Source organism: Phocaeicola coprocola DSM 17136 (genome assembly GCF_000154845.1).
GTDB classification, from domain to species: domain Bacteria; phylum Bacteroidota; class Bacteroidia; order Bacteroidales; family Bacteroidaceae; genus Phocaeicola; species Phocaeicola coprocola.
On sequence record NZ_DS981439.1, the window covers coordinates 25,622 to 48,015 of the forward strand.

Annotated in this window: 28 protein-coding genes; 17 read left to right on the plus strand and 11 right to left on the minus strand. The window is 47.3% G+C overall.

Going from position 1 to position 22,394, the window contains the following annotated elements:
- The first annotated feature begins 59 nt into the window (after positions 1-59).
- The 10 genes from traK (at position 60) to BACCOP_RS01790 (ending at position 6,852) form a co-directional block, all read left to right on the plus strand.
- Positions 60-683: a conjugative transposon protein TraK gene (traK, locus tag BACCOP_RS01745; RefSeq protein WP_040311722.1), complete on the plus strand. Its 624-nt coding sequence runs from the start codon at positions 60-62 to the stop codon at positions 681-683.
- Between the two features lie 4 nt (positions 684-687).
- Positions 688-975, plus strand: a complete 288-nt coding sequence (locus BACCOP_RS01750; RefSeq protein WP_007565571.1) for a TraL conjugative transposon family protein — start codon at positions 688-690, stop codon at positions 973-975.
- On the plus strand, positions 941-2,287 hold the full coding sequence (gene traM / locus BACCOP_RS01755; RefSeq protein ID WP_185150263.1) for a conjugative transposon protein TraM: 1,347 nt from the start codon (positions 941-943) through the stop codon (positions 2,285-2,287). Before BACCOP_RS01750 ends, traM begins: the two co-directional genes overlap by 35 nt.
- A 59-nt stretch (positions 2,288-2,346) precedes the next feature.
- Complete coding sequence (gene traN / locus BACCOP_RS01760) at positions 2,347-3,339, plus strand: conjugative transposon protein TraN (RefSeq protein WP_040311723.1); 993 nt, start codon at positions 2,347-2,349, stop codon at positions 3,337-3,339.
- The gene (locus BACCOP_RS01765) at positions 3,336-3,893 is read left to right on the plus strand and encodes a conjugal transfer protein TraO (RefSeq protein ID WP_007565577.1); all 558 of its coding nucleotides are present in this window, start codon (positions 3,336-3,338) and stop codon (positions 3,891-3,893) included. Before traN ends, BACCOP_RS01765 begins: the two co-directional genes overlap by 4 nt.
- An 11-nt stretch (positions 3,894-3,904) precedes the next feature.
- Entirely contained in the window at positions 3,905-4,816 is a 912-nt protein-coding gene (locus BACCOP_RS01770; RefSeq protein WP_007565579.1) for a toprim domain-containing protein, read from the plus strand.
- 5 nt (positions 4,817-4,821) lie between these two features.
- Positions 4,822-5,340, plus strand: coding sequence for a DUF3872 domain-containing protein (locus BACCOP_RS01775; protein ID WP_007565581.1), 519 nt, complete (start codon positions 4,822-4,824; stop codon positions 5,338-5,340).
- Between the two features lie 7 nt (positions 5,341-5,347).
- Entirely contained in the window at positions 5,348-5,860 is a 513-nt protein-coding gene (locus BACCOP_RS01780) for a glycoside hydrolase family protein (protein WP_040311724.1), read from the plus strand.
- 116 nt (positions 5,861-5,976) lie between these two features.
- Positions 5,977-6,321: a hypothetical protein gene (locus tag BACCOP_RS01785; protein WP_040311725.1), complete on the plus strand. Its 345-nt coding sequence runs from the start codon at positions 5,977-5,979 to the stop codon at positions 6,319-6,321.
- Positions 6,322-6,348: 27 nt separating this feature from the next.
- A complete protein-coding gene (locus BACCOP_RS01790; protein WP_007565586.1) occupies positions 6,349-6,852 on the plus strand; it encodes a hypothetical protein in 504 nt (167 codons plus the stop codon).
- Between the two features lie 113 nt (positions 6,853-6,965).
- On the opposite strand, the gene BACCOP_RS01795 is transcribed toward BACCOP_RS01790, so the two are convergent.
- The 10 genes from BACCOP_RS01795 to BACCOP_RS20595 form a co-directional block, all read right to left on the minus strand.
- Positions 6,966-7,271: a hypothetical protein gene (locus BACCOP_RS01795; RefSeq protein ID WP_040311716.1), complete on the minus strand. Its 306-nt coding sequence runs from the start codon at positions 7,269-7,271 to the stop codon at positions 6,966-6,968.
- A gap of 54 nt (positions 7,272-7,325) precedes the next feature.
- Positions 7,326-7,532, minus strand: coding sequence for a hypothetical protein (locus tag BACCOP_RS01800; RefSeq protein WP_007565590.1), 207 nt, complete (start codon positions 7,530-7,532; stop codon positions 7,326-7,328).
- A 64-nt stretch (positions 7,533-7,596) separates the two neighbouring features.
- A complete protein-coding gene (locus BACCOP_RS01805) occupies positions 7,597-7,839 on the minus strand; it encodes a DUF6956 domain-containing protein (RefSeq protein WP_040311717.1) in 243 nt (80 codons plus the stop codon).
- Positions 7,836-8,054, minus strand: a complete 219-nt coding sequence (locus BACCOP_RS01810; RefSeq protein WP_007565594.1) for a DUF3873 family protein — start codon at positions 8,052-8,054, stop codon at positions 7,836-7,838. The genes BACCOP_RS01805 and BACCOP_RS01810 overlap by 4 nt, the downstream gene beginning before the upstream one ends.
- Before the next feature lie 11 nt (positions 8,055-8,065).
- On the minus strand, positions 8,066-8,323 hold the full coding sequence (locus BACCOP_RS01815; protein WP_040311726.1) for a hypothetical protein: 258 nt from the start codon (positions 8,321-8,323) through the stop codon (positions 8,066-8,068).
- Between the two features lie 27 nt (positions 8,324-8,350).
- The gene (locus BACCOP_RS01820) at positions 8,351-9,667 is read right to left on the minus strand and encodes a PcfJ domain-containing protein (RefSeq protein WP_007565598.1); all 1,317 of its coding nucleotides are present in this window, start codon (positions 9,665-9,667) and stop codon (positions 8,351-8,353) included.
- 2 nt (positions 9,668-9,669) lie between these two features.
- On the minus strand, positions 9,670-10,080 hold the full coding sequence (locus tag BACCOP_RS01825) for a PcfK-like family protein (protein WP_040311727.1): 411 nt from the start codon (positions 10,078-10,080) through the stop codon (positions 9,670-9,672).
- A gap of 7 nt (positions 10,081-10,087) precedes the next feature.
- On the minus strand, positions 10,088-10,345 hold the full coding sequence (locus tag BACCOP_RS01830) for a DUF6926 domain-containing protein (RefSeq protein ID WP_007565601.1): 258 nt from the start codon (positions 10,343-10,345) through the stop codon (positions 10,088-10,090).
- A gap of 18 nt (positions 10,346-10,363) precedes the next feature.
- Positions 10,364-10,585 (minus strand): hypothetical protein, encoded by a 222-nt coding sequence (locus BACCOP_RS01835; RefSeq protein WP_022217990.1) that lies wholly within the window; start codon positions 10,583-10,585, stop codon positions 10,364-10,366.
- Positions 10,586-10,596: 11 nt separating this feature from the next.
- Positions 10,597-10,815 (minus strand): hypothetical protein, encoded by a 219-nt coding sequence (locus tag BACCOP_RS20595; protein ID WP_022217989.1) that lies wholly within the window; start codon positions 10,813-10,815, stop codon positions 10,597-10,599.
- A gap of 1,721 nt (positions 10,816-12,536) precedes the next feature.
- Between BACCOP_RS20595 and BACCOP_RS01845 the strand changes: the two genes are divergently transcribed.
- Together BACCOP_RS01845 and BACCOP_RS01850 are read left to right on the plus strand one after the other, a co-directional pair.
- Positions 12,537-13,643 carry an SGNH/GDSL hydrolase family protein gene (locus tag BACCOP_RS01845; RefSeq protein ID WP_007565610.1) on the plus strand — a complete coding sequence of 369 codons (1,107 nt, stop codon included), beginning with the start codon at positions 12,537-12,539 and terminating at the stop codon, positions 13,641-13,643.
- A gap of 31 nt (positions 13,644-13,674) precedes the next feature.
- Positions 13,675-15,099: a sialate O-acetylesterase gene (locus BACCOP_RS01850; protein ID WP_007565611.1), complete on the plus strand. Its 1,425-nt coding sequence runs from the start codon at positions 13,675-13,677 to the stop codon at positions 15,097-15,099.
- Between the two features lie 394 nt (positions 15,100-15,493).
- On the opposite strand, the gene BACCOP_RS01855 is transcribed toward BACCOP_RS01850, so the two are convergent.
- A complete protein-coding gene (locus BACCOP_RS01855; protein ID WP_040311728.1) occupies positions 15,494-17,701 on the minus strand; it encodes an alpha-galactosidase in 2,208 nt (735 codons plus the stop codon).
- Between the two features lie 626 nt (positions 17,702-18,327).
- Here BACCOP_RS01855 and BACCOP_RS21350 point away from each other — a divergent pair.
- The 5 genes from BACCOP_RS21350 (at position 18,328) to BACCOP_RS01880 (ending at position 22,339) form a co-directional block, all read left to right on the plus strand.
- Entirely contained in the window at positions 18,328-19,185 is an 858-nt protein-coding gene (locus BACCOP_RS21350; RefSeq protein ID WP_007558946.1) for a helix-turn-helix transcriptional regulator, read from the plus strand.
- Positions 19,186-19,290: 105 nt separating this feature from the next.
- Positions 19,291-20,151, plus strand: coding sequence for an RteC domain-containing protein (locus BACCOP_RS01865; RefSeq protein WP_004295489.1), 861 nt, complete (start codon positions 19,291-19,293; stop codon positions 20,149-20,151).
- 397 nt (positions 20,152-20,548) lie between these two features.
- On the plus strand, positions 20,549-20,860 hold the full coding sequence (locus tag BACCOP_RS01870; protein WP_004303820.1) for a helix-turn-helix domain-containing protein: 312 nt from the start codon (positions 20,549-20,551) through the stop codon (positions 20,858-20,860).
- A 3-nt stretch (positions 20,861-20,863) separates the two neighbouring features.
- Positions 20,864-21,190 (plus strand): helix-turn-helix domain-containing protein, encoded by a 327-nt coding sequence (locus BACCOP_RS01875; RefSeq protein WP_004295487.1) that lies wholly within the window; start codon positions 20,864-20,866, stop codon positions 21,188-21,190.
- Between the two features lie 135 nt (positions 21,191-21,325).
- Positions 21,326-22,339 (plus strand): PDDEXK nuclease domain-containing protein, encoded by a 1,014-nt coding sequence (locus BACCOP_RS01880; protein ID WP_004319206.1) that lies wholly within the window; start codon positions 21,326-21,328, stop codon positions 22,337-22,339.
- Positions 22,340-22,394: the final 55 nt, after the last annotated feature.

Sequence of the window (22,394 nt, forward strand, 5' to 3'; positions counted from 1 at the left end):
CCGCTCCGGAAAACAGATACCGAAACATGATTTTACAACCCAAAAAGAAAGACAGAAAAATGGAGTTCAAGAGTCTGAAAAACATCGAAACCGGATTCCGGCAGATACGGCTGTTCGGAATCATCTACACGGCGGCGTGCGCCCTCGTGGTAGTCTGCTCGGTGGTGTGCGCCTTCCGCTTCGCCGAAGCGCAGAGGCAGAAAATATACGTCCTTGACGGGGGCAAGAGCCTGATGCTCGCACTCTCGCAGGACCTGTCGCAGAACCGCCCTGCGGAAGCAAGGGAACACGTGCGCCGCTTCCACGAGCTTTTCTTCACCCTCTCGCCGGAGAAGAGCGCCATCGAACACAACGTGAAGCGCGCGCTGCTGCTGGCGGACAGGAGCGCGTACAACTACTACGCCGACTTCGCGGAGAAGGGTTTCTACAACCGCATCATAGCGGGGAACATCAATCAGGTGCTTCAGGTGGACAGCGTGGTCTGCAACTTCGACCGCTATCCCTACGAGGCGCGGACATACGCAAGGCAGATGATTATCCGCGAGAGCAACGTGACGGAACGCACGCTGGTAACGGTCTGCCGCCTGCTGAACGCGAGCCGCTCGGACGACAACCCGAACGGGTTCACCATCGAGGGGTTCACGATACTGGAGAACAGGGACATCAGAAGCGTGGAGAGATAGGCGTATGGGAAAGACAAGAATAATAATTGAAAAGTGCGCCACCCGTTTCAGGACGGAACTGCACGGAATACTGGACGCGCTGCCACCGAAAGCAAGGCTGGCAGTCATTGCCGGGATGCTTGTCCCCTTCGCCGCCGGATGCCTCTATACGACAGCCACCGCCATTGCCGGCTTCGGGAAAAGTGAAAAGGCACTGGAGATACGGCACATCGGAAATTTGAACCTGCCCGTGCAGGAAAGTGATAACCTATATAATAATGTATATGGAAACGAAAAAAGAACAGAAGAATGAAACAAAAGAGAAGAGACCGCTGACAGGGGAACAGCGTCAGTTGAGAAGGAAGATGCTGGTCTATCCGCTGATGGGGCTGACCTTTCTGGGCTGTATGTGGCTCATCTTCTCCCCCTCGCAGGAGGACAGGGAGAAAGAAAAGCTGGGGCAGGGATTCAACACCGACATGCCCCAGCCGGAAAACGCCGGAATCATCGGCGACAAGGCGAAAGCCTACGAACAACAGCAACTGGAGAAAAGGCAGAAGCAGCGCCGGGGCATGGTGGGCGACCTGTCCTCGTTCTGGGACGACACGGACGTGAAACCGGATACGACAGCTGCACCGGACGACTACCGCCTGACACCGGCAGAAACGCCCCGAAAGGAAACGGAGAGCCGGCAACATGCGGGTATCCGTTCTTCGGTTACTGCCAACAAGCGGCTGAACACCTCGCTGGGCACGTTCTACGAGCCGCCGAAGGAGGATGCCGAGAAGGAGGAACTCAGGCAGCGCATCGACGAGCTGGAGCGCATGGTCATGGAGCAGGAGAAAAAGCCCTCGACAATGGAGGAACAGGTCGCCCTGCTGGAGAAGTCCTACGAGCTGGCTGCGAAATACCGGAACGGAGGAAACAATGCCGGGCAAGTCGTACAGCCCGAAACGGAAACGCCCGCCGGTCATAGAGGCAAAAAGAGAATGAAGGCGGAAGCCGTGAGCGGGGTGCGTCCGACAACGGTGTCCGCCCTGCCGCAACCCCTGACGGACCCGGCTTTCATCGCGGACTACGGCTGCGAGCGCAACTTCGGCTTTCACACCGCCATCGGCACGGCAGAGGCTGCCGGAAAGAACACCATCACCGCCTGCGTGCAGGGCGACCAGACGATAACGGACGGTCAGACGGTGAAGCTCCGGCTGCTGGAGCCGATGCGGGTGTCGGGCAGGACTGTTCCACGGAACGCCCCCCTTGTGGGGTCGGCACGCTTGCAGGGCGAGCGTCTGGAAATCGGCATCACCTCGCTGGAACATCAGGGGAACATCATCCCGGTGGAGCTGGAGGTGTATGACAACGACGGACAGGCGGGCATCTTCATCCCCGGCTCGATGGAGATTGACGCGGCGAAGGAAATCGGGGCGAACATGGGCAGCTCGCTGGGAAGCAGCATCAGCATCTCGACCGATGCCGGGGCGCAGCTCGCCTCCGACTTGGGAAAGGGCGTGATACAGGGAGTGTCACAATACATCTCGAAAAGGATGCGTACCGTCAGGGTGCATCTGAAATCGGGATACAGGGTGCTGCTGTATCAGGAAAGGAATGACAACCGAAAAACATAAAGACGAAAAGAAAAAACAACAAGACAATTTTAATCCACTAAATCCAAAGTAAAATGAGTATCAAGAAAGTAATGACAATGTTTGCCTTTTTCACAGGCATAGCCTGTGCAACCTATGCACAGGGTGTAAGCAATGACAGTACCGCCACTGCAAAGGCAGAGGGGCTGAAACTGACGAAGGAGGTCTGTCCGCAGGCGGAAGAGGACGGCGACCTGTACCACGGGCTGACGAAGAAGCTGATGTTCGACCGCATGATACCGCCGCACGGTCTGGAGGTCACGTATGACAAGACGGTGCATATCCTGTTCCCCTCGGCGGTGCGCTATGTGGATTTGGGTTCTCCCAACCTCATAGCGGGCAAGGCGGACGGCGCAGAGAACGTCATCCGCGTGAAGGCGACGGTAAGGAACTTCCGCACGGAAACGAACATGAGCGTCATCACGGAGGACGGCTCCTATTATTCGTTCAACGTGAAATATGCCGACGAGCCGCTGATGCTCAACGTGGAGATGAAGGACTTCATCCATGACGGCAGCATGGTAAACCGCCCGAACAATGCGCAGGAAATCTATCTGAAGGAGCTGGGCTGTGAAAGCCCGATGCTGGTACATCTCATCATGAAGTCGCTGCACAAGGAGAACAAGCGCAAGGTGAAGCACATCGGCTGCAAGCGTTTCGGCATCCAGTACCTGCTGAAAGGGATATACGTCCACAACGACCTGCTGTACCTGCACACGGAGGTAAAGAACCAGAGCAACGTGCCGTTTGACGTGGACTATATCACGTTCAAGATTGTGGACAAGAAAGTGGCGAAGCGTACCGCCATGCAGGAACAGGTGCTGTTCCCGCTCCGCGCCTACAACTATGCGGTGCGCGTAGCCGGGAAACAGTCCGAACGCACAGTGTTCTGCCTTCCGAAGTTCACCATCCCCAACGGCAAACAGCTCGTGGTGGAAATGAACGAGAAAGACGGCGGTCGCCACCAGACGTTTGTCGTGGAGAACGGGGATTTGGTACAGGCTGAAACCATCAACGAACTGCGCGTACGATGAAAGGCAAGGTACTGTTTATGGCAATGCTTCTGTCCGTCCTTCTTGCAGGACGGGCGGAAGCCCAGCGATGCCTGCCGAAGATGCGGGGCATCGAGATGAAAGCCGGAATGACCGGGTCGGACGGCTACTGGCTGGGAGCCGCACTGTCAAGCTATGCGAGGGGCGGAAACAAGTGGGTGTACGGAGCGGAATACCTTCAGACGAACCATCCGTACAGGAGTGTGAATGTTCCCGTGGCACAGTTCACGGCAGAAGGGGGCTACTATTACAATTTTCTTTCGGATGCGAAAAAGGCGGTGTTCCTCTATGCCGGTGCGTCAGCCCTTGCCGGGTATGAGACGGCGAACTGGGGCAAAAAGACACTTTATGACGGGGCAAGGCTGGGCAACGGGGATGCCTTTGTCTATGGCTGCGCCGCCACGCTGGACATGGAGGTGTATCTTGCGGACTTCATCGCGCTGACCGCCACGCTCCGAGAGCGTTTTCTCTGGGGCGGCAGCACGGGCGTGTGCCGCACGGAGTACGGGATAGGTATAAAGTTCATCATCAACTGACGTGTGAGCCTATGGAAACGGAAATAGACAGAATGAAGAAAATGCCGATAGAGGACTTCCTTGCACGGCTGGGGCATCATCCCGTGCAAAGGCGTGCCAATGCCGTATGGTACAGGTCGCCTTACCGGGAGGAAAAGACACCGTCTTTCAAGGTGAACCCGGAGAAAAATCTCTGGTATGATTTTGGCGAAGGCAAGGGCGGAAACATCTTCGCACTTGCCGGGGAGTTCATCAGGACGGACGACTTCCTTGCGCAAGTGAAGTATGTGGCGGAGATGTCGGGTATGCCGCTTCCGGAACATGAGCCGCGTCAGAGTTCCGGAGTGCGACAAGCTGGCGGGCAGAGCTTTGAGGATGTGGAGATACTTCCCTTGCAGAACCGGGCTTTGCTCCATTATCTGCAAGAGCGTGGCATACCGTCCGCCATCGCCGTAGCAAACTGTAAGGAGATTCGCTATACCATGCACGGCAAGCGGTATTTTGCCGTTGCTTTCGGCAACGGAAGCGGCGGATATGAGATACGCAACCCGTTCTTCAAGGGGTGTGTGCCGCCGAAGGATGTCACCCTGCTGCCGTCCGGCTCGACCGTCTGCAACGTGCATGAGGGCTTCATGGACTACCTGTCTGCCCGTGCGCTGGGTATCGGGAACGGGGAAGACCACCTCGTGCTCAACTCGGTGTCCAACGCGGCGAAGGCGTTCCGGTATCTGGACGGCTATGGGCGGATAAACTGTTACCTTGACAACGACGAAGCCGGGAGGCGGACGCTGGAAGCCCTCGGCACCCGCTATGGGGAAAGGGTGTCGGACTGCTCCGGTATCTATGGCGGATGCAAGGACTTGAACGAACACCTGCAAAAGACGCTTGCCGGAAGGCTGACGCAACATGAGAACGAAAAGAAAAGCAAATCCATTAAAATGTAACGATTATGAACATGAACAGATTGAACAATAGAACAAAAACGAAAAGAAACATGGTGAAATCACTGGCAACTTTCTGTTTGGGGCTGCTCGCTTTCGGCTTCGCCTCCTGCGATGATGAGCTGGACGTAATGCAAGCCTACCCGTTCACGGTGGAAACGATGCCCGTGCCGAAGGAACTGAAACAGGGGGAGACGGCGGAGATACGATGCGAGCTGGTGCGTGAGGGCGAGTTTGACGGGGCGGTCTATACCATCCGATATTTCCAGTTTGACGGCGAAGGTACGCTGAAATTGGACAACGGTCTGGTATTCCAGCCCAACGACCGTTACCTGCTGGAAAACGGGAAGTTCCGCCTGTACTACACCTCGGAGTGCGACGAATCGCAAAGCCTGACCATCACGGTGGAGGACAACTTCGGCAATGCCTTTGAATGGGAAGTGGAGTTCAACAACGACACGGACACGGAGGACATTCCGTCCGGGGTTGATACTTCGGCTATGATGAAAGGAGGTGTCTATCAGTAAGGCAGAATTGAAACGGCTGTTTGTGTCGGCGGTGCTGGCGGTCACTTTCTCCGCCAGCCTGCCTGCACAGGACACGGATGAAACGCCCGCATCGTTCCATGATGAGCCGAAGGCGGAGTTGGCGGTCGAACTGGTCAAGAAATACGAGGGACTCCATGACCGTTCGGACTATCCATACTACGGTTATGGACATTGTCGGCTAGAGGGAGAGGAACTGTCCTACGACATGACGGAGGCGGAAGCGGAGGAACTGCTGCGGAAGGATTTGGAGGAGCGTTACAGGCTGTTTTGCAAATATAAAAAAGATGCCCTGCTCCTGACCGTTCTCAGCTACAATGTGGGGCACGGAACGCTGTTCGGCTACGGGAAGCGTCCGAAAAGCCGGCTGCTGAAGAAGCTGGAAGCGGGCGACCGAGACATTTATGGGGAATACATATCCTACTGCCACTATAAGGGACGGAAAATCCGCTCGATAGAGCGGCGGCGGAAAATGGAATTTCTGCTGCTGTATGAAAAATAGCCATGAGGGAGGGCTTCACGGACGGTGAGGTTCTCCCTTGTATTTTCCTTAAGCTTTTGCTTTGCTCCGGTAAAAGTCCTAAATTTGTATCACTTTTGAAAACGGAAAAGGCAATCATGGAAAATTATATGGCAAAAGCGGCGGATGCCTTTCTGACGGGGCGTCCGTATGGCATACATCTGGACTTCAAACGCAGGGGCTTTGCCCTTTTCAACCACAATCTGAACGAACTGGGAAACGACCTTCCCGGCAGTGTGGACACGCTCCCGCTGGAGAAATTCGATGTGGAGGATATTCCGCTGTGCGGGGAGCATATCGTCCGCAGGGAGAATATAACGGACATATTCTTTTATGACGAAAAGAGCAACCCGTATTCGGGCAACCGGGTGGATATGGAAAAACTGAGGGCATACAACAAGTACATTTATCCGCTCTCGCTTATACTGAATAGAAATCTGTAAAATGAGATAATATAATACACAACAATTATGACAAGAAAAGAGAAAACATCTGCTTTTTTTAAGCAAAGTGAGCTTTTTGATTATATGGTAACTCGCCCTTTATCGCACATAGTACCAAATTGGGAGTTGACTTGGAATTTGAAAGAAAACAGAGTAGAACCAGAAGAGGATTCATTGGCAGAAGAAGTAAATAGATTATTGGATGAAATATCAGAAGTACAGCCACCAAAGGAATATCATGCTAATGAAGATGTTCTTGCAGAATATGTAAAATCACATTTGAATTGGAATATCTATAAAAAAGGTAATAGATGGGAGTCTTCTGATTATGAAGCTATTATTAACCAGGGTAGTTTTGGAGATGAAGACCAGAAAAATCTAATATTAGCTGCTGCTGGAAGAATAGAAGCTGCAATAGAACACGGACAAACAAATTTTGATGATATGGAATATGGACATCAAAAAATATTAGCGATGGTAATGGCTAGTATTTTATATCAACGAATAGATTTTTCTAAAATATTAAATTAAAAGACTTCCGTCTGTGGAAGTCTTTTGAACATGGTTTCTTTGCTACTTTCTTATCCGCTGACCTGCTCATGAAAGAAAGTAGCGGGCAGCAATTTTCGCCATCCGCCAAAGGGTCAGAAACAGGTGTAAAGTCCCGTTACCTGCGTAAAAATGGGCTGGAGCATATCGAAGTACACTCCCTCGTATCTGGCGATGTCCTTGACCTTGATGTCCGCACATTTCGTCAGTGTCTGACGGTAAAAATACATGGTATATGTATCGGTGTCCCCGTCCAAGATGATTTTCAGCCTGTTGGCTGAAGTCCTGTTCCTTGCAAGGCTCATTTGAAGTCCGTTGCCCAAACTGATGAAATTGCGGCTGCCCGTCATTACTGCGAAGCCGTGTCCGCCCAACTGCTGTAAGATTGTATTCGCTACCATTTGTCCGTGAATTTAAGTTATTGTCAGTGGGTGGCTTCTGCCACCCGATTTTTTTCATTTGGAGTTCATCCGCTGTCGGACATGTTCAAGCGTGCGCTCGGCAATGGGCTGTGTATCCTTGTTCCAATGGTCATAGTCATGTACGGATATTCCCACGCTCCGCAAATCACGGATATAGCCGGACACATAATCTCCCGTAGGGAGGTAAACGAACTGCATCCATGCGTCCTTTTCGTCTGTCAGTATAAAATAGTATTTCATGCTCTTTCCGTTTTATGGGTTTTCGCTTCATGAGCGAATGGGCGGTGTTTCCACCGCCACGCACTCAAAATTCTTTCATCTCCGCAATGGGGGTATGCTTTCTGAGCCATTCCACCACGTGCACCGTGTTATACTCGGAAGTGATGACTGCCGTATGGTCGTTTATTGGGGTCATGCGTGTGCTTTCGTAGCCGTCTATCCATTCCTTCAGACTTTCCACTCCCCATGCAGGGCAGTCAAACATACGGTCTAATACGCAAATGGGATCGCTGAATGTAACTATCAGCGTGTCATATCCTGCTGTCATAATCTGTCCTCCTTTTCTTTTATCCATTCGTCACGCAACCGCCTGCACTCCTCCAAAGTGGGCTTCACGCAGGAGAACAGTTCTCCCGACAAGGTGTCCCGATAGTCGTACTGGTACATCGTGCGGACTTTACGCCCGATTTTCATTTGGAATTTCTCGTACTTCTCACCTGTCGTGCAGGTGCTTACTCCGTTGATGGTCATTCTTGTTGCCATAGCCTTTTCAATTAAAATTCAACAATCAAAAGTCTGTAATCCGTGTTTCCATAAATGGTGGGTACACCTTTTTGCTTGACCCACAAATGCCTGCGTCCAAATCCGTAGAGGAAGAAGTCATTGAAATCCTTGTCTTGGGCTAAGGTCGCCATCGCTTCCCTCACTTCCTTCCCGTTCCTTGTCAATACCAATGTATTGACAAGTCTGATGAATGTTTCGGGCAGCTTCTCATGCCACCCGAAAAACAAGTTTTCAATTTTTACGTCCATATCTGTAAGTATTAAGTCATTATACATTTATGCCGCCTTGTTCATCCGTTGCCGTATCAGTTCGGCATTGCTCTCCACAAGGTTTATGATGCGGTCGTGGTATTCGGTATTGGAATTGCATACACCTCTGCTTTGTACGACCTTGAATGTATCTAATGACAATTCCACTGTTTCAATACGTTTTCCGTCTATCCGTGCGGAAAGTATCAGTGTGTTGTCCTGATTATAATATTCGTTGGTATAGACGCAATGGTGCATGGCTTTCCCTTCTTCCAAAAAATCGTCTACGCTCTGTAACACCTTGATAATTAGTAATCCGTCTGTCAGTGCAAGATTGAAAAAAACGGCTTTCTTTCGTATATAATTTTCTTTGTCTTTCTCCATGTCTTCCAATTTCTTACGCTCACGTTCCAACCGCTCGGCTTCCTGCAATATGCGTTGTTGCTCCCGTTCACGTTCCAATATGGCTTGTCGTTTTTCCATGTACCGGTCATGTGCTGCCTTGAGGTCGGGCGGACAGACAAAATGAGGGTTACGTAAGTCTTTGCCTAATTTATCCAACAGACATACGAGGTCGCACCATATCACCATGTCCGATATGTCATATTTATTGCGCATGGCAATTTTATAGGAGTTCCAACATCTGTCAAGTGTTTGCGGATTGAATAGGAAATGGCGCAGGTGATTGATTTTTCCCGACTTCATCAATGTTTCCACCCGACTGTCAGAAAGCAGTGCAGGGATTAGCTTGGTCGGAACAATGCCGTGAAAGTTCCTTTTGAAGCCGTTTCTTTTCAATGTGTCAATAACTCTGATTTTCGGATACATGGGGCAATATGAAATGTGGTCATAAGCGATGTTGTCCTGCCGGATAGCCATAGGCGAGCCAAAAGAGAAAGTGTCCAAATATCTGCCAAGTATCCGTTGTATGCCCACGACAGCCTTGCGTCCCTCCTTGTTCCACCAATACTGCCCGATTTCAAACGCATAAGGCTGTGCCTTGAGTCCTTTTTCCATTTCCACGATAAGCAGGAACATGCGCAGCACTTGGTATTCTCCGCTTGTGGTAAGTATGGTAAAGTATTGTTTTTGCTGAACCTTGCGTGCATAGGTAAGACGGACTTCAAGCCTTGCCCCACATTCGGGGCAAGTGCATTGTTTGGTCTGTTCGCTCATTATCCAGCTATGACCGCAATCCATACAGGTAGTACGACCTTTCGGCAAGCGGTGTGCGAAGTGGTCTATACATTCACGGAACGCCCATTTCATCTGTGCTTTGCTTATACGGGGCAGTTTCTTGCTTTGAGCAAAAACCGCTTTTTCAAACTTGTTTCTCGGTTTCATAATCAAAATTCAAATAATGAGGGTTGGACTTGTGTTTCTTTTTTCGCTGTCGGCTTGTTGCGGTTCTGTAACTTTTGGAGTTCCATCTGCTGATATTGGGCAACCGCCTTTCTCCTTGCTTCCTGCTTTTCCTCTTCTGTCAGTTCCACCACATGGTTTACAGCTACTTGACATTGTATCGGTTTGCCTACTTCAATCTCGTTTTCATCGTAATAGTGAATGGCTTGTCCGTAAATCTCTTCGTCTGAAAAGCCGTTGCAACCGCTTTTCTGCACATAGTTCAGAATGTATGTGACACAATCGTCTATGTTCTTGGCTGGGTTGCGGTAGCTTTTGGCGAATAGTTCATCTTCCGCTGCTCTCTGCTCCAAAAACATCTGTATAGTTCGTTTGAAATGGTCTGTTCCTTTCATCATAATCTCAAATTTTAGTCGGGTTGTCGTTCAAATAAAGTATCTCGCAATCTTCCACTTCTGTGGGAAGTCCGAAAAGGGGGTAATGGGTGAAATAAGGCTGTGCGTTCCCTTCTTCATCTGTGAGGGGTGAAACATCTTGTACTTGCCATTGCTTCATCCATCTGTCTATTGTCTGAACTTCATCGTCTGTGAGTGCGCTTGCATCGCCATTGATGATATAGGCTAAACTCCATGTGGGTATCTTTTCCGTTGTCCTGTTCATCTCCGTTTCTTTATGGGGTCAGACAATCTCTTGTAAAATCTCCGTGTGGTATTGTGGAGGACATTCCACCAAAAGAAAACCGATAAAGTCCTTTCTCGCTTCCTTGTTGAGTTCGTGGTATAGCCTTCTTAGAGTTGAATGGTTGCCGTTGATGTAGGTTTCCACCATATACTCAAAGATGTTGTCCACCTCGTAAAACCTGCATTGCTGTGCTGCTGTTCTGCTGTATCTTCTTGCCATATCTTTATTTGTTAAATAGTTAATAACCAAATGAAAAAGCCGATTGCCGCCATTACTGAAAATAGGGAGATTAGGATGCCGAACATGATGCTCAACATGCCGAATAGGATTTCTCCTATGATACCTACTACCAAACCGCCAGCACAAAAGGCTATGTTTGATGTTGCCGTTACTACTGCGGATAATGCTTTCCACAATACCTTTCCGATGTCACTCAATATCATTCTCATATTTTCCGATTTTAGATTGTTGATTACCTTGTTCGGATTTGGAGTGGGCGGTTTCTTTTTCTTTTCGCCTCTCTGTATGTCCGATGTTTTCTTGTGACGTCTTCCGACCGCATTGGTCGTTTTCGTTTCGGGGGCTTCTCAAAGGTTAGGGAGTAGGATTAGCAAATTTTTTAGATAAAATACTACCCCTGAAAGGGCGTGGAGATTTTTCGACAAAAAATTTGAGTTCCTAATCCCGTCTTTACCTTTGCCCCATGCAACGAAAATGACACCTGATGCCGTCCTGGATGGCGGCATGGAAACAGAGGCATACGCATAGAGAGGCGGAAAGGAAAAGGGAACAGAGGTATTGGCGTGCAGCGCCATGTGGATGGATTAAGGGCGGTGCTACAACTAAGGGGAAAGTTGGCTTTCCGACCACCGTGTGGAAATCCTGTAACCGTCATTGTCATACGTGCATGGCTTGCGGTTACTGGTGTTCCTCCGGTGGTACATTGTCGTAAAAACGGGATTGTCTGCTGTTGCTTTGTCTGCAATGGAAGGCAAACTGGTTTTACGACACGGGGCTTTGTAGCCGAAAATGGTCACAAGAACAGATCCACGCTTGGCGTGTCCTGTAGAAGTGGCATTTTCGGCTACTTGTATATGGATGAAATAATGACTGTAAGAACGGTTTTACCGTTTTAGTACAAGCATATAAAAGAAGTGCCCACGGCGATGGCAGTGTCATTTATGACATTGTGGTCGCTGTTGGCTTTTCTTTTGCTTGTACTGTTTCTGAAATCGGCTTTTAGTAGGCAGAAAGCGTTTTTGGAATTTTATGAAGAAAATGGGTTTCTGACTACGATAAATAAAGCAAAAATAGGTTGTGCGATAAAAAGGAGGTGAAACCTTCTTCATCGTTGAGTAACTTCTGTAATAAGCATTAGTCATGGAATAGCATGGCTTGCGGTTATAGGTGTTACTCCGGTGTATTGCCTTAAAATGGACTTTGGAGATTTACAGAAAAGTCGGTTTTAAGGCAGTGGTCTTTCTGAAAAATGAAACAACAAATTGAAATACAATGTATAAGACGTTATTAGAGAACTAATTAGAGGTCTGAACTTTAATCCATACCGATTTGATTTTGAAAAAAATAGGATAAAAGTTTGCTGTTACAGAAAAAGTGTGTATCTTTGCAACCGTAATGATAAAACGCGCAGATATTGTTAAGTCACATTAGGACATAATCAGTCAAATGTTCGTTACATATTCGTTACAGAAAAGATATACGGTCGTTGTAACAATTTGAAAATCAAATTGTGGACATTTTCGGGTTCGAGTCCCGTACGCACCGCAGAAGTCTGCAAATCATTTTGATTTGTAGACTTTTTTTATGTTATAAACTGTAGTCTTGACATTTTTCATTACCGAATCATTGCAGAATTTCTAACCGTTGCAACGGCTTATGTACAAACTCGTAGATTTTATCTTTTCCTATTTGCTTATATTAGTTAGTTGACAAGTTTTTTGTTGTAGATCTTACTGACGAACATTGTCATTCGAAAAAGGATAGAAAAAGAGAAGTTTATGGTTATAAGAAAGGGTAAAAAAAGTACCATATCAGTAAGCAAATAATCCGAAACAGAGTGAATAGATCTTAAATTTGACAGATATTAGATAATAAAGTATCAAACGCTCTTGAGTCAGATGTGCTATATTTGCAGAAAATACTATGATATATGAAAAACAAAAACTATTTGTATGGTTTATTGCTGTACGGATTCATAGCCGGATTTACTTCTCCGGTTTCAGCCGAAATCCGTCAGTGTGATAAAGAATTTATATCCTCAGATGATTCACGCATCGTTTATATGGGAAGAATTAGCCGGAGTATTCCTCATATTGTCCGTTTTACTTATCCGGGAGTCAGTATACTGGCAAACTTTGAAGGAACATCCTTACAGATGAAAGCAAAACCGGGAAGCGGAGCGTTTATGGTAGAAGTTGACGATGAATTGCCTTATCGGATTAACTTCGCTGAAAACGATTCGATCCAGACGTTAGCAGAAGGATTACCGGAAGGAACACACCGTGTTCGCATTATGTATGCCATAGAAGGATATGAACTGAAGCCAGCATTCAAGGGCTTTTATTTAGATAAAGGATGCAGACTGGCCGAGGCTCCGGTGTTACCTGAACGTCGAATTGAATTTATCGGTAATTCCATTACTTGCGGTTATGGAGTAGAATCAGAAAATCCTTCTGATCCGTTTACCTATGAAACAGAAAATCATTTTTATACATATGCAGCCCGTACGGCGAGAGCATTGAAAGCCCAGCATCTGGTAGTGGCCCGTTCCGGAATCGGTGTATACCGTAACTACGGTGCACCTCGTTCGGGCAGTAAGGACTGTATGCCTGCCATGTACGAACAGGTCCTTTTTACAGACTCTACAGAGTTATGGGATCATACGCTTTATACACCGGATGTGGTGTGTATTAATTTGGGAACAAATGATACAAGTCTCGACAATTATGACATGAATCTGCTGACTGAGGGATATCGCAGTTTTGTGAAAAAGCTCCGTGCTGTCTATCCTCATGCTAAACTGGTATTGCTGACAGGTTCCATGATGAATGGAAAACCATTGGATGATGTAAAGAAAGCAATGGATACCGTAGTGGGTGAAATGAACAGTCATGGAGATAAAGAGATATATCGTTTTGATATGTCGCCTCAGACAGGTTCGCTGGGGATAGGTGCTAGTTACCATCCTTCCATGCGACAGCATCAGAAGATGGCTTCAGAGCTGACCGCCTTCCTTAAGAAACTGATGAAATGGTAAACTGAAAGAATTACTTTAAAATATTGAAGATATGAAAAAATGGATTATCAGTGCCTGTCTGCTGATGATGCAGGCTGGGGCATGGGCAAAAGTTACATTGCCTGATATTATGAGCGACAATATGGTTTTGCAGCAACAGACGGAAGCCTGTTTGTGGGGAAAAGCCAATGCAAATGCCGAAGTTACAATCCGTCCGTCGTGGAATCGTGAAACATACAAGGTTACTGCCGGTGCAGACGGAAAGTGGATTGCAAAGATTAAGACTCCTACGGCAAGTTACAACGCTTACACCATTTCTATTTCCGATGGTGAAGAAATCATTTTGAATAATGTACTGGTAGGAGAAGTATGGTTCTGTTCTGGTCAGTCGAACATGGAGATGCCGTTGAGAGGCTTCTGGAATTGTCCGATAGCAGGAGCTAATGAAACGATCGCTACTTCATCAAAGTGGAAAGGAATCCGTGTAGCTACTGTTGAAAAGAACGGACAATTGCAGCCTGTCGACGAATGTAAAGGAAGCTGGAAAGTTAGTAATCCGGAAAATGCTCCGGCATTCAGCGCGACAGCCTTTAACTTTGCGATGATGATGAATCAGGTACTGGATATTCCAATTGGTATTATCAACTGTAGCTGGGGAGGTTCGATGGTAGAAGGATGGTTGCCCCGTGAGATTGTTTCTCAATATCCCGATATTGACTTGAAACGTGATATCCGTAAGGAAGACGGACACGACTGGTGGCATTATCTGAGTCCGACATTGATGTACAACGGTATGCTGAAACCTTTGCAGAATTATACTATTAAGGGATTTTTGTGGTACCAGGGAGAATCGAACGTAGGTAAACATAAAACGTATGCTGAACGTTTGAAAACGATGGTCGAACTCTGGCGTAAAGAGTGGGGATTGGGTGAGTTGCCGTTCTATTATGTAGAGATAGCTCCATTCAATTCTACAGAAACTACAGGATGTGCATTGCTTCGCGAAGCACAGTTCCAGGCACAGTCTATCATTCCAAACAGTGGAATGATTTCTACAAACGATTTGGTAGAACCTTATGAAATAAAAAATGTTCATCCTAAAAATAAGACTGATGTAGGAAAACGTCTTGCCTATATGGCATTGAGTAAGACTTATCATGTTCCGGGTATAGAAGCTTACGGACCAGTCTACAAATCGATGGAAGTAAAGGATGGTGCAGCTATCTTGTCATTCGATCATGCAGAAGAAGGATTTAACCGTTTGTCTGATATGGAAGGATTTGAGGTTGCAGGAAGTGACAAGGTCTTTTATCCGGCAAAAGCTGAGGTCTTTAATAATTTGCAGATAAAGGTGACTTGTGATAAGGTTGCACAGCCCGTTGCTGTACGTTATTGTTTCCGAGATTTCCAGCCGGGAAATGTTGCAAATCTTCGTGAACTTCCTTTATATCCGTTCCGCACTGATAATTGGGAATAAATTATAAAACTTATTTATTCTAAAAGAGCCATGTCAATATTCCGAAATGGAGTTTGATATGGCTCTTTTATTGTTTTCTATGTCATATATGTTTTTTGGGTTTAAATGAACATTGACAGGTCATTGGACATATACGACAACTATGGGTTATGGCTGAGGGCTGTTATAGAAAATAATCTGTTGGATTGTATTATTTCCACAGTGTGAAGAACTTAAAATGATTAGATCTTTGAGGTTGGGAACCGGCATATGAAAAAATATGCTGTACATTTTGTCTGTTGAGTAAATGAAAGGTCTTGGATAGCATATCAGATTGGAAATTCTGATGAACGAAAAAGGCTGTTTCAGACCTAAAACCTCTGAAACAGCCTTTATTTTTACTTAATTTACAGACTTATTTTACTTCTTCCAAATACAAGACTCTGCTGGAATAATCATTCTGTTTGTGATAATCAACGATATGGTTGTAAGGTATTTCCAGTCCGTTCGCCATCAGATAAGCACCACTGTATACCTTCCCTTCAAAGGCAAGCGGTTGATTGTCTATGCGGTTCAGTTCTGTGATGCGGTACTTTTTGTCAGGATTAAGTCCTGCCATTGTTACGCGAGGCAAATGTTGGTTGACGAAGTGTTCTGTTTTCCACCAGTAGAATACGGCCTTGTCCTTTTCAGGGCTAGTGTACATCAGCGAAGCTACTCCCAGACGGTCGTAAGGTGAGATGAGGCGGTAAATATCTCCCAACTGCACAACTGGGCGAATCTTTTTATAGTCAGCTATAGCCTTGCGGCATAAGTCCTTTTCTTCATCGGTCATATTCTTGGGCTGAATTTCCATACCCAGTCGTCCGCTCATTGCCACATCAATACGGTATTTTAATGGAATGGTACGGAAAGTCTGATGATTAGGAGCTGCGCTGATATGTGAAGCCATGGCAATAGCAGGGAAGAAGTACGATGTTCCCCATTGCATATATACGCGCTGAAGTGCATCGGTATTGTCGCTCACCCAAAATTCATCAAAATAGGGAAGAATACCATAGTTGGCACGTCCGCCACCGCTTGCACATGCTTGAATAGTCAAATCTGGATATTTGGCACGGATGCGCTGGCATATTTTTTCGAATCCTTTGTGGAATTCTATATACATATGGCTTTGTTTATCCGCAGGCAGATAGTTGGAACCATGATTCATGATAGCCATGTTTGCATCCCATTTGATATAAGCTATTTCAGGGTAATTTGTCATCAAGTCGTCTACGACTTTAAATACGAAATCCTGTACTTCCGGATTGGCCAGGTCAAGTACTACCTGTGTACCTCCACGTCCCAGTACCGGGTCACGCTGAGGAGCTTTCAGTATCCATTCAGGATGTTTTTCATACAGTTCGCTGGTCGTGTTTGCCATTTCAGGCTCTATCCAGATACCAAACTTGATTCCGTGTTTCTTGGCGTCTCTTATCAATCCCTCAATGCCTTCGGGAAGCTTGTTCTTGTCTACTACCCAGTCGCCCAGTGAAGAACTGTCGTTCTTACGCGGATATTTGTCGCCGAACCATCCGTCGTCCATTACGAAAAGTTCACCTCCCATTGAGGCAATGTCACCCATCATCTGGTCCATGCCCTTCTGGTTAATATCGAAATATACACCTTCCCAGCTGTTCAGCAGAATATCGCGTACGGTGTTACCATGTGCCAGCTTATACGCTCTTCCCCATTTATGGAAGTTACGGCTCGCACCGCTCAGACCTTCGTTGCTATATGTAAGTGCAACGGCAGGAGTCTGAAATACAGTTCCTTTAGGAAGTGTATACGAAGAGTTCTCTTCGTTGATACCTGCATAAAACTGATGGTAGTCGCTGTCGTCAGTATCTATTCTCAGTTTGTAGTTTCCCGAGTAACAAAGTGCAGCTCCGATAACACGTCCTTTGTTTTCCTGAGGAGCGCCATCGAGTGAAAACATCACTTCCGCGTGCGATGTGTGTGAATTGCGTGCACCGTCTTTGTTCTTGATAATTGTCATGCCCGGTTGTAAAGGCTCTTGGGTAAGCTGACCTTCGTTAGCCCATGAACCTGATAAATGTGAAAGCCATACGTTTCCTCTGCGGATTGGCAAGTAGGCAGATGCAAATTGTGTCAGGTAAACAGGTTTTTTCTCTGTGTGGCTTATTTCAGTCCATGTTTCTATCATGTCTACATCTTCGTAGGCTTTATAGCGTACATCTATATAGAAAGGATATACCTTATCTTTCAGACGTACAGTGGTTAGTGTAGCCTGATTCTCTTTATCAGTACTTACGCTTACCACTTCCATTTGTGTTGACATGTTTCCATCACCATGTCTGACAGCCAGTGCAGTTTCTCCAGGGCAGTTCATACCATAAGTCGGATAAGCTGTATGGTCGCAGTTCTTGCCCCCGTTGATATTCTGTAAATCAGTTTCATTTAACTTGTTTCCATAATAAAGATACTTCAGCTCACCACCGGTTGGTGCATTCAGAACAAGCGAAGTGTTTGGGGTAGAAATGCAAATGTTTTGTGCCCACATGTTTCCAGCAAGTAAAGAGAATCCTGCCAGCAGATAGATTTTGTTTTTTACTTTCATGCTTTTCATCTTTTTGATAATCGGTTTATGCAGTTATTAACTCATTTGCAAAAATAGTAATTATTTTATGAACAGACTGATATGGTTTTATCTTATTTTGATAGAAAGGTGGAAGTAAGATAAAATATTATCGGGAACAGGTGATAAAAGTTTGTACAGAAAATAAAAAAATATCAGCATGTTTTCCTGAAGATATCAGCATATTTCTTTGAAAATATCAGCATGTTTTTTCTATAAACGTGAACACGTTTTTTCTTCGGTTTTATGGTTTTGTCATTTTATTTTTATATTTGATGTAGTCTGAAGGTATTTAATTGACTACAAATAGATTAAAAGAAACTCGCATGAGAATGGGCAACGGATAAGAAATTGGTAAAGTGCTTTGATACACTATATTTCTCATGCTGTCAAACAACTCTTATTTGTTTGCAAATATAATATTATTGCAGGTAATAATCAAAAATAACGAGGTTTATTTTCATTTTTACCTGCTGATATTTGTTCCGGATTATCAGATGCGATATATTTGTAATTAGGATTCGTACCGTGTTCCAAGCGGTTCATAAGTAACGACTTGCGGAGTTTTGGCAACAAGGGGATGCGGCTCCGTTTTATAGAAATGACTTATGCAAACCGACTTATCCATTTACAACAGTCTTCGCCCTTCCTTTATAGAAGGCGTTCACGCCGTGAAGTTCAATGCTTTGTCGGCGGTCATATCGCGTTACCGGGATTATGCCCGCAGTTCCGAACAAATAAAAGCGTACTCGGGAGATTCTCTGCTGATGCGGGACATCGCCTCCTTGCTTGACGAAGCACCCCGTCCCATAACGAGGGAATACCAGGATTTCACCCCGTTCCTGCTTCTTCTGATGCTTTCGGAGGAATTTCATGCCGTCCATTACGTCGAGCGTCTTGTAACGTGGTATTTCGGCTACTGTTGTGTCGATGAACTGCGGACGGTTTGCACCATTCTGTCCGAGTGTTCCTACCCGCATCACGACACGCTGCGGCTGCGGTTCAAGAATTACCTGCGTGAAGCCCGTAAGACATTGGGTATGCCCGTTGAATGTAACGCTGCTGTCATGCTGAAAATGCTCGACGCCTCTTATGAACATCTCACTCCCGCCGATGTCGGGGAGTTCGAGGAGCTGTTGCACCTGGGGGACGATTACGAGTTCATCTCCCGTGTCAAATCGAATTATCTTGCCTCGGATAACGTCACGGAACTCGCCGGGGTTTGCGGGTATTCCAGCACGATTACCTTCCGCCGGCGTTTCCAGCGGGTTTTCGGCTGCTCGGCCTCCTCGTGGTTACGTCAGCGCCGTATCGAACGTATCGGGGAGTTGTTGCGGACGACACACTACACGTTGCAGGAAATAGCCTACATGTGCGGTTTCTCCGCCCAATCCCACTTTACGGACTTTTGCAAGCGGAATATGGGGAGCAATCCCACTTCCATCCGCCAGGAAGGTCGGATCTGACATTAAAATCGGCTCCGTGATAAAAAAACGAAGAGAAAGATAAAAATCGTAATCCGCCGGTTTTTCGATTCGCTAACTTTATACGCGAAAGTAACAAGACGGATTATGATTGCATTTATAGAAAAATTAAACAGCGAAGTCCTGCGGAGTATCGAACGTATCGAATCGCGGGATACCGACGTGTTGAAAAAGTCGCTTGAAGCGTCACGTGTCCTGGGAGAAGCGTTCGACCGTTTGAAACAATATATCATCGGCTACCGTTTTCAAAACGATGACGAGGAAATAAAGTTCTTCAAAGAAATCAAACCTCGTCTTTTTTGCCGTCTGATCTATTACCGCAAGCTCTACAATATCGAGATGAACCGTCCGGTAGGAAGTATCGAGGCACAACGGGAGTACCTGGACGCCCATGTTCGGGCCATCAACGCGTACACGCAGAAACGCCTCGACTTTATCCGCTATTTCCGCAGCGGCGCTACACACCTGGACAGCCTCTATTTCCTGCGCGGGCAGACCGACACGGAGCAATACCTGGAAACCTTCTACTATGAACTCGACCCGCAGTTTTCGACAAACGCGGATTTCAAGGTGGCGAAAATCCTGGCCAACGATATGTTGTCGGTTTATCTTATGGGCGAATTGGAATCACTGGAGAGCACGAACCTCCGGAACATGGTTCTGCCATTGCCTGACGTGCGTCCGACATGGCAGGACTCGAAGACGGATCTGACGGAACTTATTTACCTGCTCGACAGTAAAGGCTGTTTCGGCAATGTGCCACTCACGCAACTTGCCAGCTACATTTCCAACGCTTTCAACGTACACCTCGACATGAACCTTTCGAGGACATTCTGCGATATGAAAATCCGAAACAACCCGACACCGTGGCTTGACAAGGCGAAAGAGGCCCTGCTTAAACGTATGCAGACGTGGAAGCGAAACAAGAAAAACGGCAATTCCGAGTAGAACATGAACCGGTAAAGCACTCTATTTCTTATAGAAGCACTGATAATCAGCGTTGTATATAACAAAAGAACCGAGGTCGGTTTTCCCCCGTAACTCTCGAAAGGAACTTTCCCGAACGCCCGTATTTGCACCCGTATAAGGAGCCGATACGGGTGTTCCGTTGTAGCCCCGTCCGGATTAGAACACCGTTAAGCGTTGAATCACAGTATGCTATCGCATTTCTGCCAATAAAAATACCGAGTACGGGCAGCGGATTTCGGCAAAAAACACTGCCTTCTTCACCGCATGAACCGTTGAGAATCAGTTCACTGCAAATTATCAAAAAAAGTCGTACCGACCTCGTTTTAAGCTGTCCATATAAGCCCGACCTTTGTAACAGACTAAAAAACAAAGGAGTATGAAAATCATAGTGATCGGTTCGCGAGCCTATAACGAGCTTGTCGGGCGTATAGAGAAAATAGAGGCTGCAATCGCCTCTCTCCCTGAAAAGGGGCGTGCATGGAATAAGGAGTATATAAACGACGAATGGATGGACGGCGAGCAGGTCTGCCGTTACCTGGGCATCAGCGGGCGTACCCTTCAACGCCTCCGCTCGGATCACGTGATCACCTATTCGGCCATCAACCGGAAGCTGTATTATTCCCTCACGGAAATCCGCCGTGTGCTGAAGGAGCGTTCCGTGCGGCGCAAAAACCGACCAAAGGAGTAGGCCATGTTTCTGGATAAGGAATATTTCGACGGATGGATGCAGCGGCTCTCGGAACGGCTGGAACGTATTGAGAAGCTGTGCGCGGGGGACGTGGAGCAACCGCTTTCCATCCTGCCTGACGGGGAGCGTCTTCTGGACAATTACGACCTGTGCCGTATGCTCAATATCAGCAAGCGCACACTCCAGCGTTACCGCACCTCGGGAGAGCTGCCTTACGAGATGATCTATCACAAGACCTTCTACCGGGAATCGGACGTCCTGCGGTTCATCGAGCGTAACTTCAGTAATTTCCGCAAGCTGAAAAAGGATCGTCCTGCCGGTTCCGGTTAGGCCCTGTCCCGAGAGTCCGGCGTCATGGAAAAACGCGGAGATACATGGAATAAGGCACGACAAGGCGGTACAACCGTTCGATATTTGCCGTAAAATCAGTATGTTTGCACTTGGAAGCCTATATAATAATGAACAATGAAAGAAACAGATAAAATATATCCTGCCGACAAAGGGGAGGAAGAGCTGCTGCATAACGTGCGCCATATCTTGCAGGAAGCGCGCGCGAAGGTGATACATCATGTCAATTCGACCCTCGTGAGGGCTTACTGGCAGGTAGGGAAATATATAGTGGAGTACGAGCAGCAGGGAACCGGCCGTGCCGGATATGGCAAGGCTGTCATCAACACCCTTTCCAGGCGGCTCGTGGCGGAGTTCGGAAACGGGTTCACGGCCACCAACCTGCGGTACATGAGGCAGTTTTACCAGTGCTACCCGAAATATCACACGCTGTGTGATAAATTGAGTTGGTCGCATTGCCGCACGCTTCTCAAGGTGTCGGGCGATGCCGCCCGTGATTTTTACCTGCACGAGTGCGTCAAGGAAAACTGGAGTGTCCGGCAGCTCGACCGCCAAATCAACACGCTTTTCTATGACCGCTTGCTGGCCAGCCGAGACAAGAAAGCCGTGAAAGAGGAGATTTCCCGTACCGAACCCGGGCGTGTCGAACCCAAAGAGATCATCCGCGACCCGTATATCCTGGAGTTTCTCGGTATCCCCCAGGGAGAGCATTTTCTGGAAACCGATCTGGAGCAACTGCTCATCAGCCGCTTGCAGCGCTTGATGCTCGAACTCGGGAAAGGCTTCGCCTTCGTCGCGCGACAGAAGCGTATCTCCTTCGACGACAAGCATTTCTACATCGACCTGGTCTTTTACAATTACCTGGCCCGCTGTTTCGTTTTAATAGACCTTAAATCCGGGGAGCTGACCCATCAGGATTTGGGGCAGATGCAGATGTATGTCAATTACTACACCCGTGAGTTGATGAATCCCGGGGATAACCCTCCGGTGGGTATCGTCCTCTGCGCGGAGAAAAACGACGCGGTCGTCCGTTATACGCTGCCCGAAGATGAAAAGCAGGTCTTCGCCGCCCAGTACATGACCTATCTTCCCACGCAGGAGGAGCTGCAAACACTCTTGCAGGAAGTGTGACGACAACGCTCACGGGCATATGAAAAAAGCCGATGGAAATATGTACTTCCGTCGG

What these genes read in the sequence shown, in the direction of transcription:
- BACCOP_RS01790 (WP_007565586.1), top strand. Translation starts at nt 6,349, where the DNA reads ATGACAAGAAAAGAGAAAACATCTGCTTTTTTTAAGCAAAGTGAGCTT.
- BACCOP_RS01865 (WP_004295489.1), top strand. Translation starts at nt 19,291, where the DNA reads ATGATTGCATTTATAGAAAAATTAAACAGCGAAGTCCTGCGGAGTATC.
- BACCOP_RS01770 (WP_007565579.1), top strand. Translation starts at nt 3,905, where the DNA reads ATGGAAACGGAAATAGACAGAATGAAGAAAATGCCGATAGAGGACTTC.
- BACCOP_RS01765 (WP_007565577.1), top strand. Translation starts at nt 3,336, where the DNA reads ATGAAAGGCAAGGTACTGTTTATGGCAATGCTTCTGTCCGTCCTTCTT.
- BACCOP_RS01795 (WP_040311716.1), bottom strand. Translation starts at nt 7,271, where the DNA reads ATGGTAGCGAATACAATCTTACAGCAGTTGGGCGGACACGGCTTCGCA.
- BACCOP_RS01825 (WP_040311727.1), bottom strand. Translation starts at nt 10,080, where the DNA reads ATGAAAGGAACAGACCATTTCAAACGAACTATACAGATGTTTTTGGAG.
- BACCOP_RS21350 (WP_007558946.1), top strand. Translation starts at nt 18,328, where the DNA reads ATGCAAACCGACTTATCCATTTACAACAGTCTTCGCCCTTCCTTTATA.
- BACCOP_RS01810 (WP_007565594.1), bottom strand. Translation starts at nt 8,054, where the DNA reads ATGGCAACAAGAATGACCATCAACGGAGTAAGCACCTGCACGACAGGT.
- BACCOP_RS01850 (WP_007565611.1), top strand. Translation starts at nt 13,675, where the DNA reads ATGAAAAAATGGATTATCAGTGCCTGTCTGCTGATGATGCAGGCTGGG.
- BACCOP_RS01785 (WP_040311725.1), top strand. Translation starts at nt 5,977, where the DNA reads ATGGAAAATTATATGGCAAAAGCGGCGGATGCCTTTCTGACGGGGCGT.
- traK (WP_040311722.1), top strand. Translation starts at nt 60, where the DNA reads ATGGAGTTCAAGAGTCTGAAAAACATCGAAACCGGATTCCGGCAGATA.
- BACCOP_RS01775 (WP_007565581.1), top strand. Translation starts at nt 4,822, where the DNA reads ATGAACATGAACAGATTGAACAATAGAACAAAAACGAAAAGAAACATG.
- traM (WP_185150263.1), top strand. Translation starts at nt 941, where the DNA reads ATGTATATGGAAACGAAAAAAGAACAGAAGAATGAAACAAAAGAGAAG.
- BACCOP_RS01880 (WP_004319206.1), top strand. Translation starts at nt 21,326, where the DNA reads ATGAAAGAAACAGATAAAATATATCCTGCCGACAAAGGGGAGGAAGAG.
- BACCOP_RS01855 (WP_040311728.1), bottom strand. Translation starts at nt 17,701, where the DNA reads ATGAAAGTAAAAAACAAAATCTATCTGCTGGCAGGATTCTCTTTACTT.
- BACCOP_RS01830 (WP_007565601.1), bottom strand. Translation starts at nt 10,345, where the DNA reads ATGAACAGGACAACGGAAAAGATACCCACATGGAGTTTAGCCTATATC.
- BACCOP_RS01800 (WP_007565590.1), bottom strand. Translation starts at nt 7,532, where the DNA reads ATGAAATACTATTTTATACTGACAGACGAAAAGGACGCATGGATGCAG.
- BACCOP_RS20595 (WP_022217989.1), bottom strand. Translation starts at nt 10,815, where the DNA reads ATGAGAATGATATTGAGTGACATCGGAAAGGTATTGTGGAAAGCATTA.
- BACCOP_RS01875 (WP_004295487.1), top strand. Translation starts at nt 20,864, where the DNA reads ATGTTTCTGGATAAGGAATATTTCGACGGATGGATGCAGCGGCTCTCG.
- BACCOP_RS01835 (WP_022217990.1), bottom strand. Translation starts at nt 10,585, where the DNA reads ATGGCAAGAAGATACAGCAGAACAGCAGCACAGCAATGCAGGTTTTAC.
- BACCOP_RS01870 (WP_004303820.1), top strand. Translation starts at nt 20,549, where the DNA reads ATGAAAATCATAGTGATCGGTTCGCGAGCCTATAACGAGCTTGTCGGG.
- BACCOP_RS01820 (WP_007565598.1), bottom strand. Translation starts at nt 9,667, where the DNA reads ATGAAACCGAGAAACAAGTTTGAAAAAGCGGTTTTTGCTCAAAGCAAG.
- BACCOP_RS01750 (WP_007565571.1), top strand. Translation starts at nt 688, where the DNA reads ATGGGAAAGACAAGAATAATAATTGAAAAGTGCGCCACCCGTTTCAGG.
- BACCOP_RS01845 (WP_007565610.1), top strand. Translation starts at nt 12,537, where the DNA reads ATGAAAAACAAAAACTATTTGTATGGTTTATTGCTGTACGGATTCATA.
- BACCOP_RS01805 (WP_040311717.1), bottom strand. Translation starts at nt 7,839, where the DNA reads ATGACAGCAGGATATGACACGCTGATAGTTACATTCAGCGATCCCATT.
- BACCOP_RS01815 (WP_040311726.1), bottom strand. Translation starts at nt 8,323, where the DNA reads ATGGACGTAAAAATTGAAAACTTGTTTTTCGGGTGGCATGAGAAGCTG.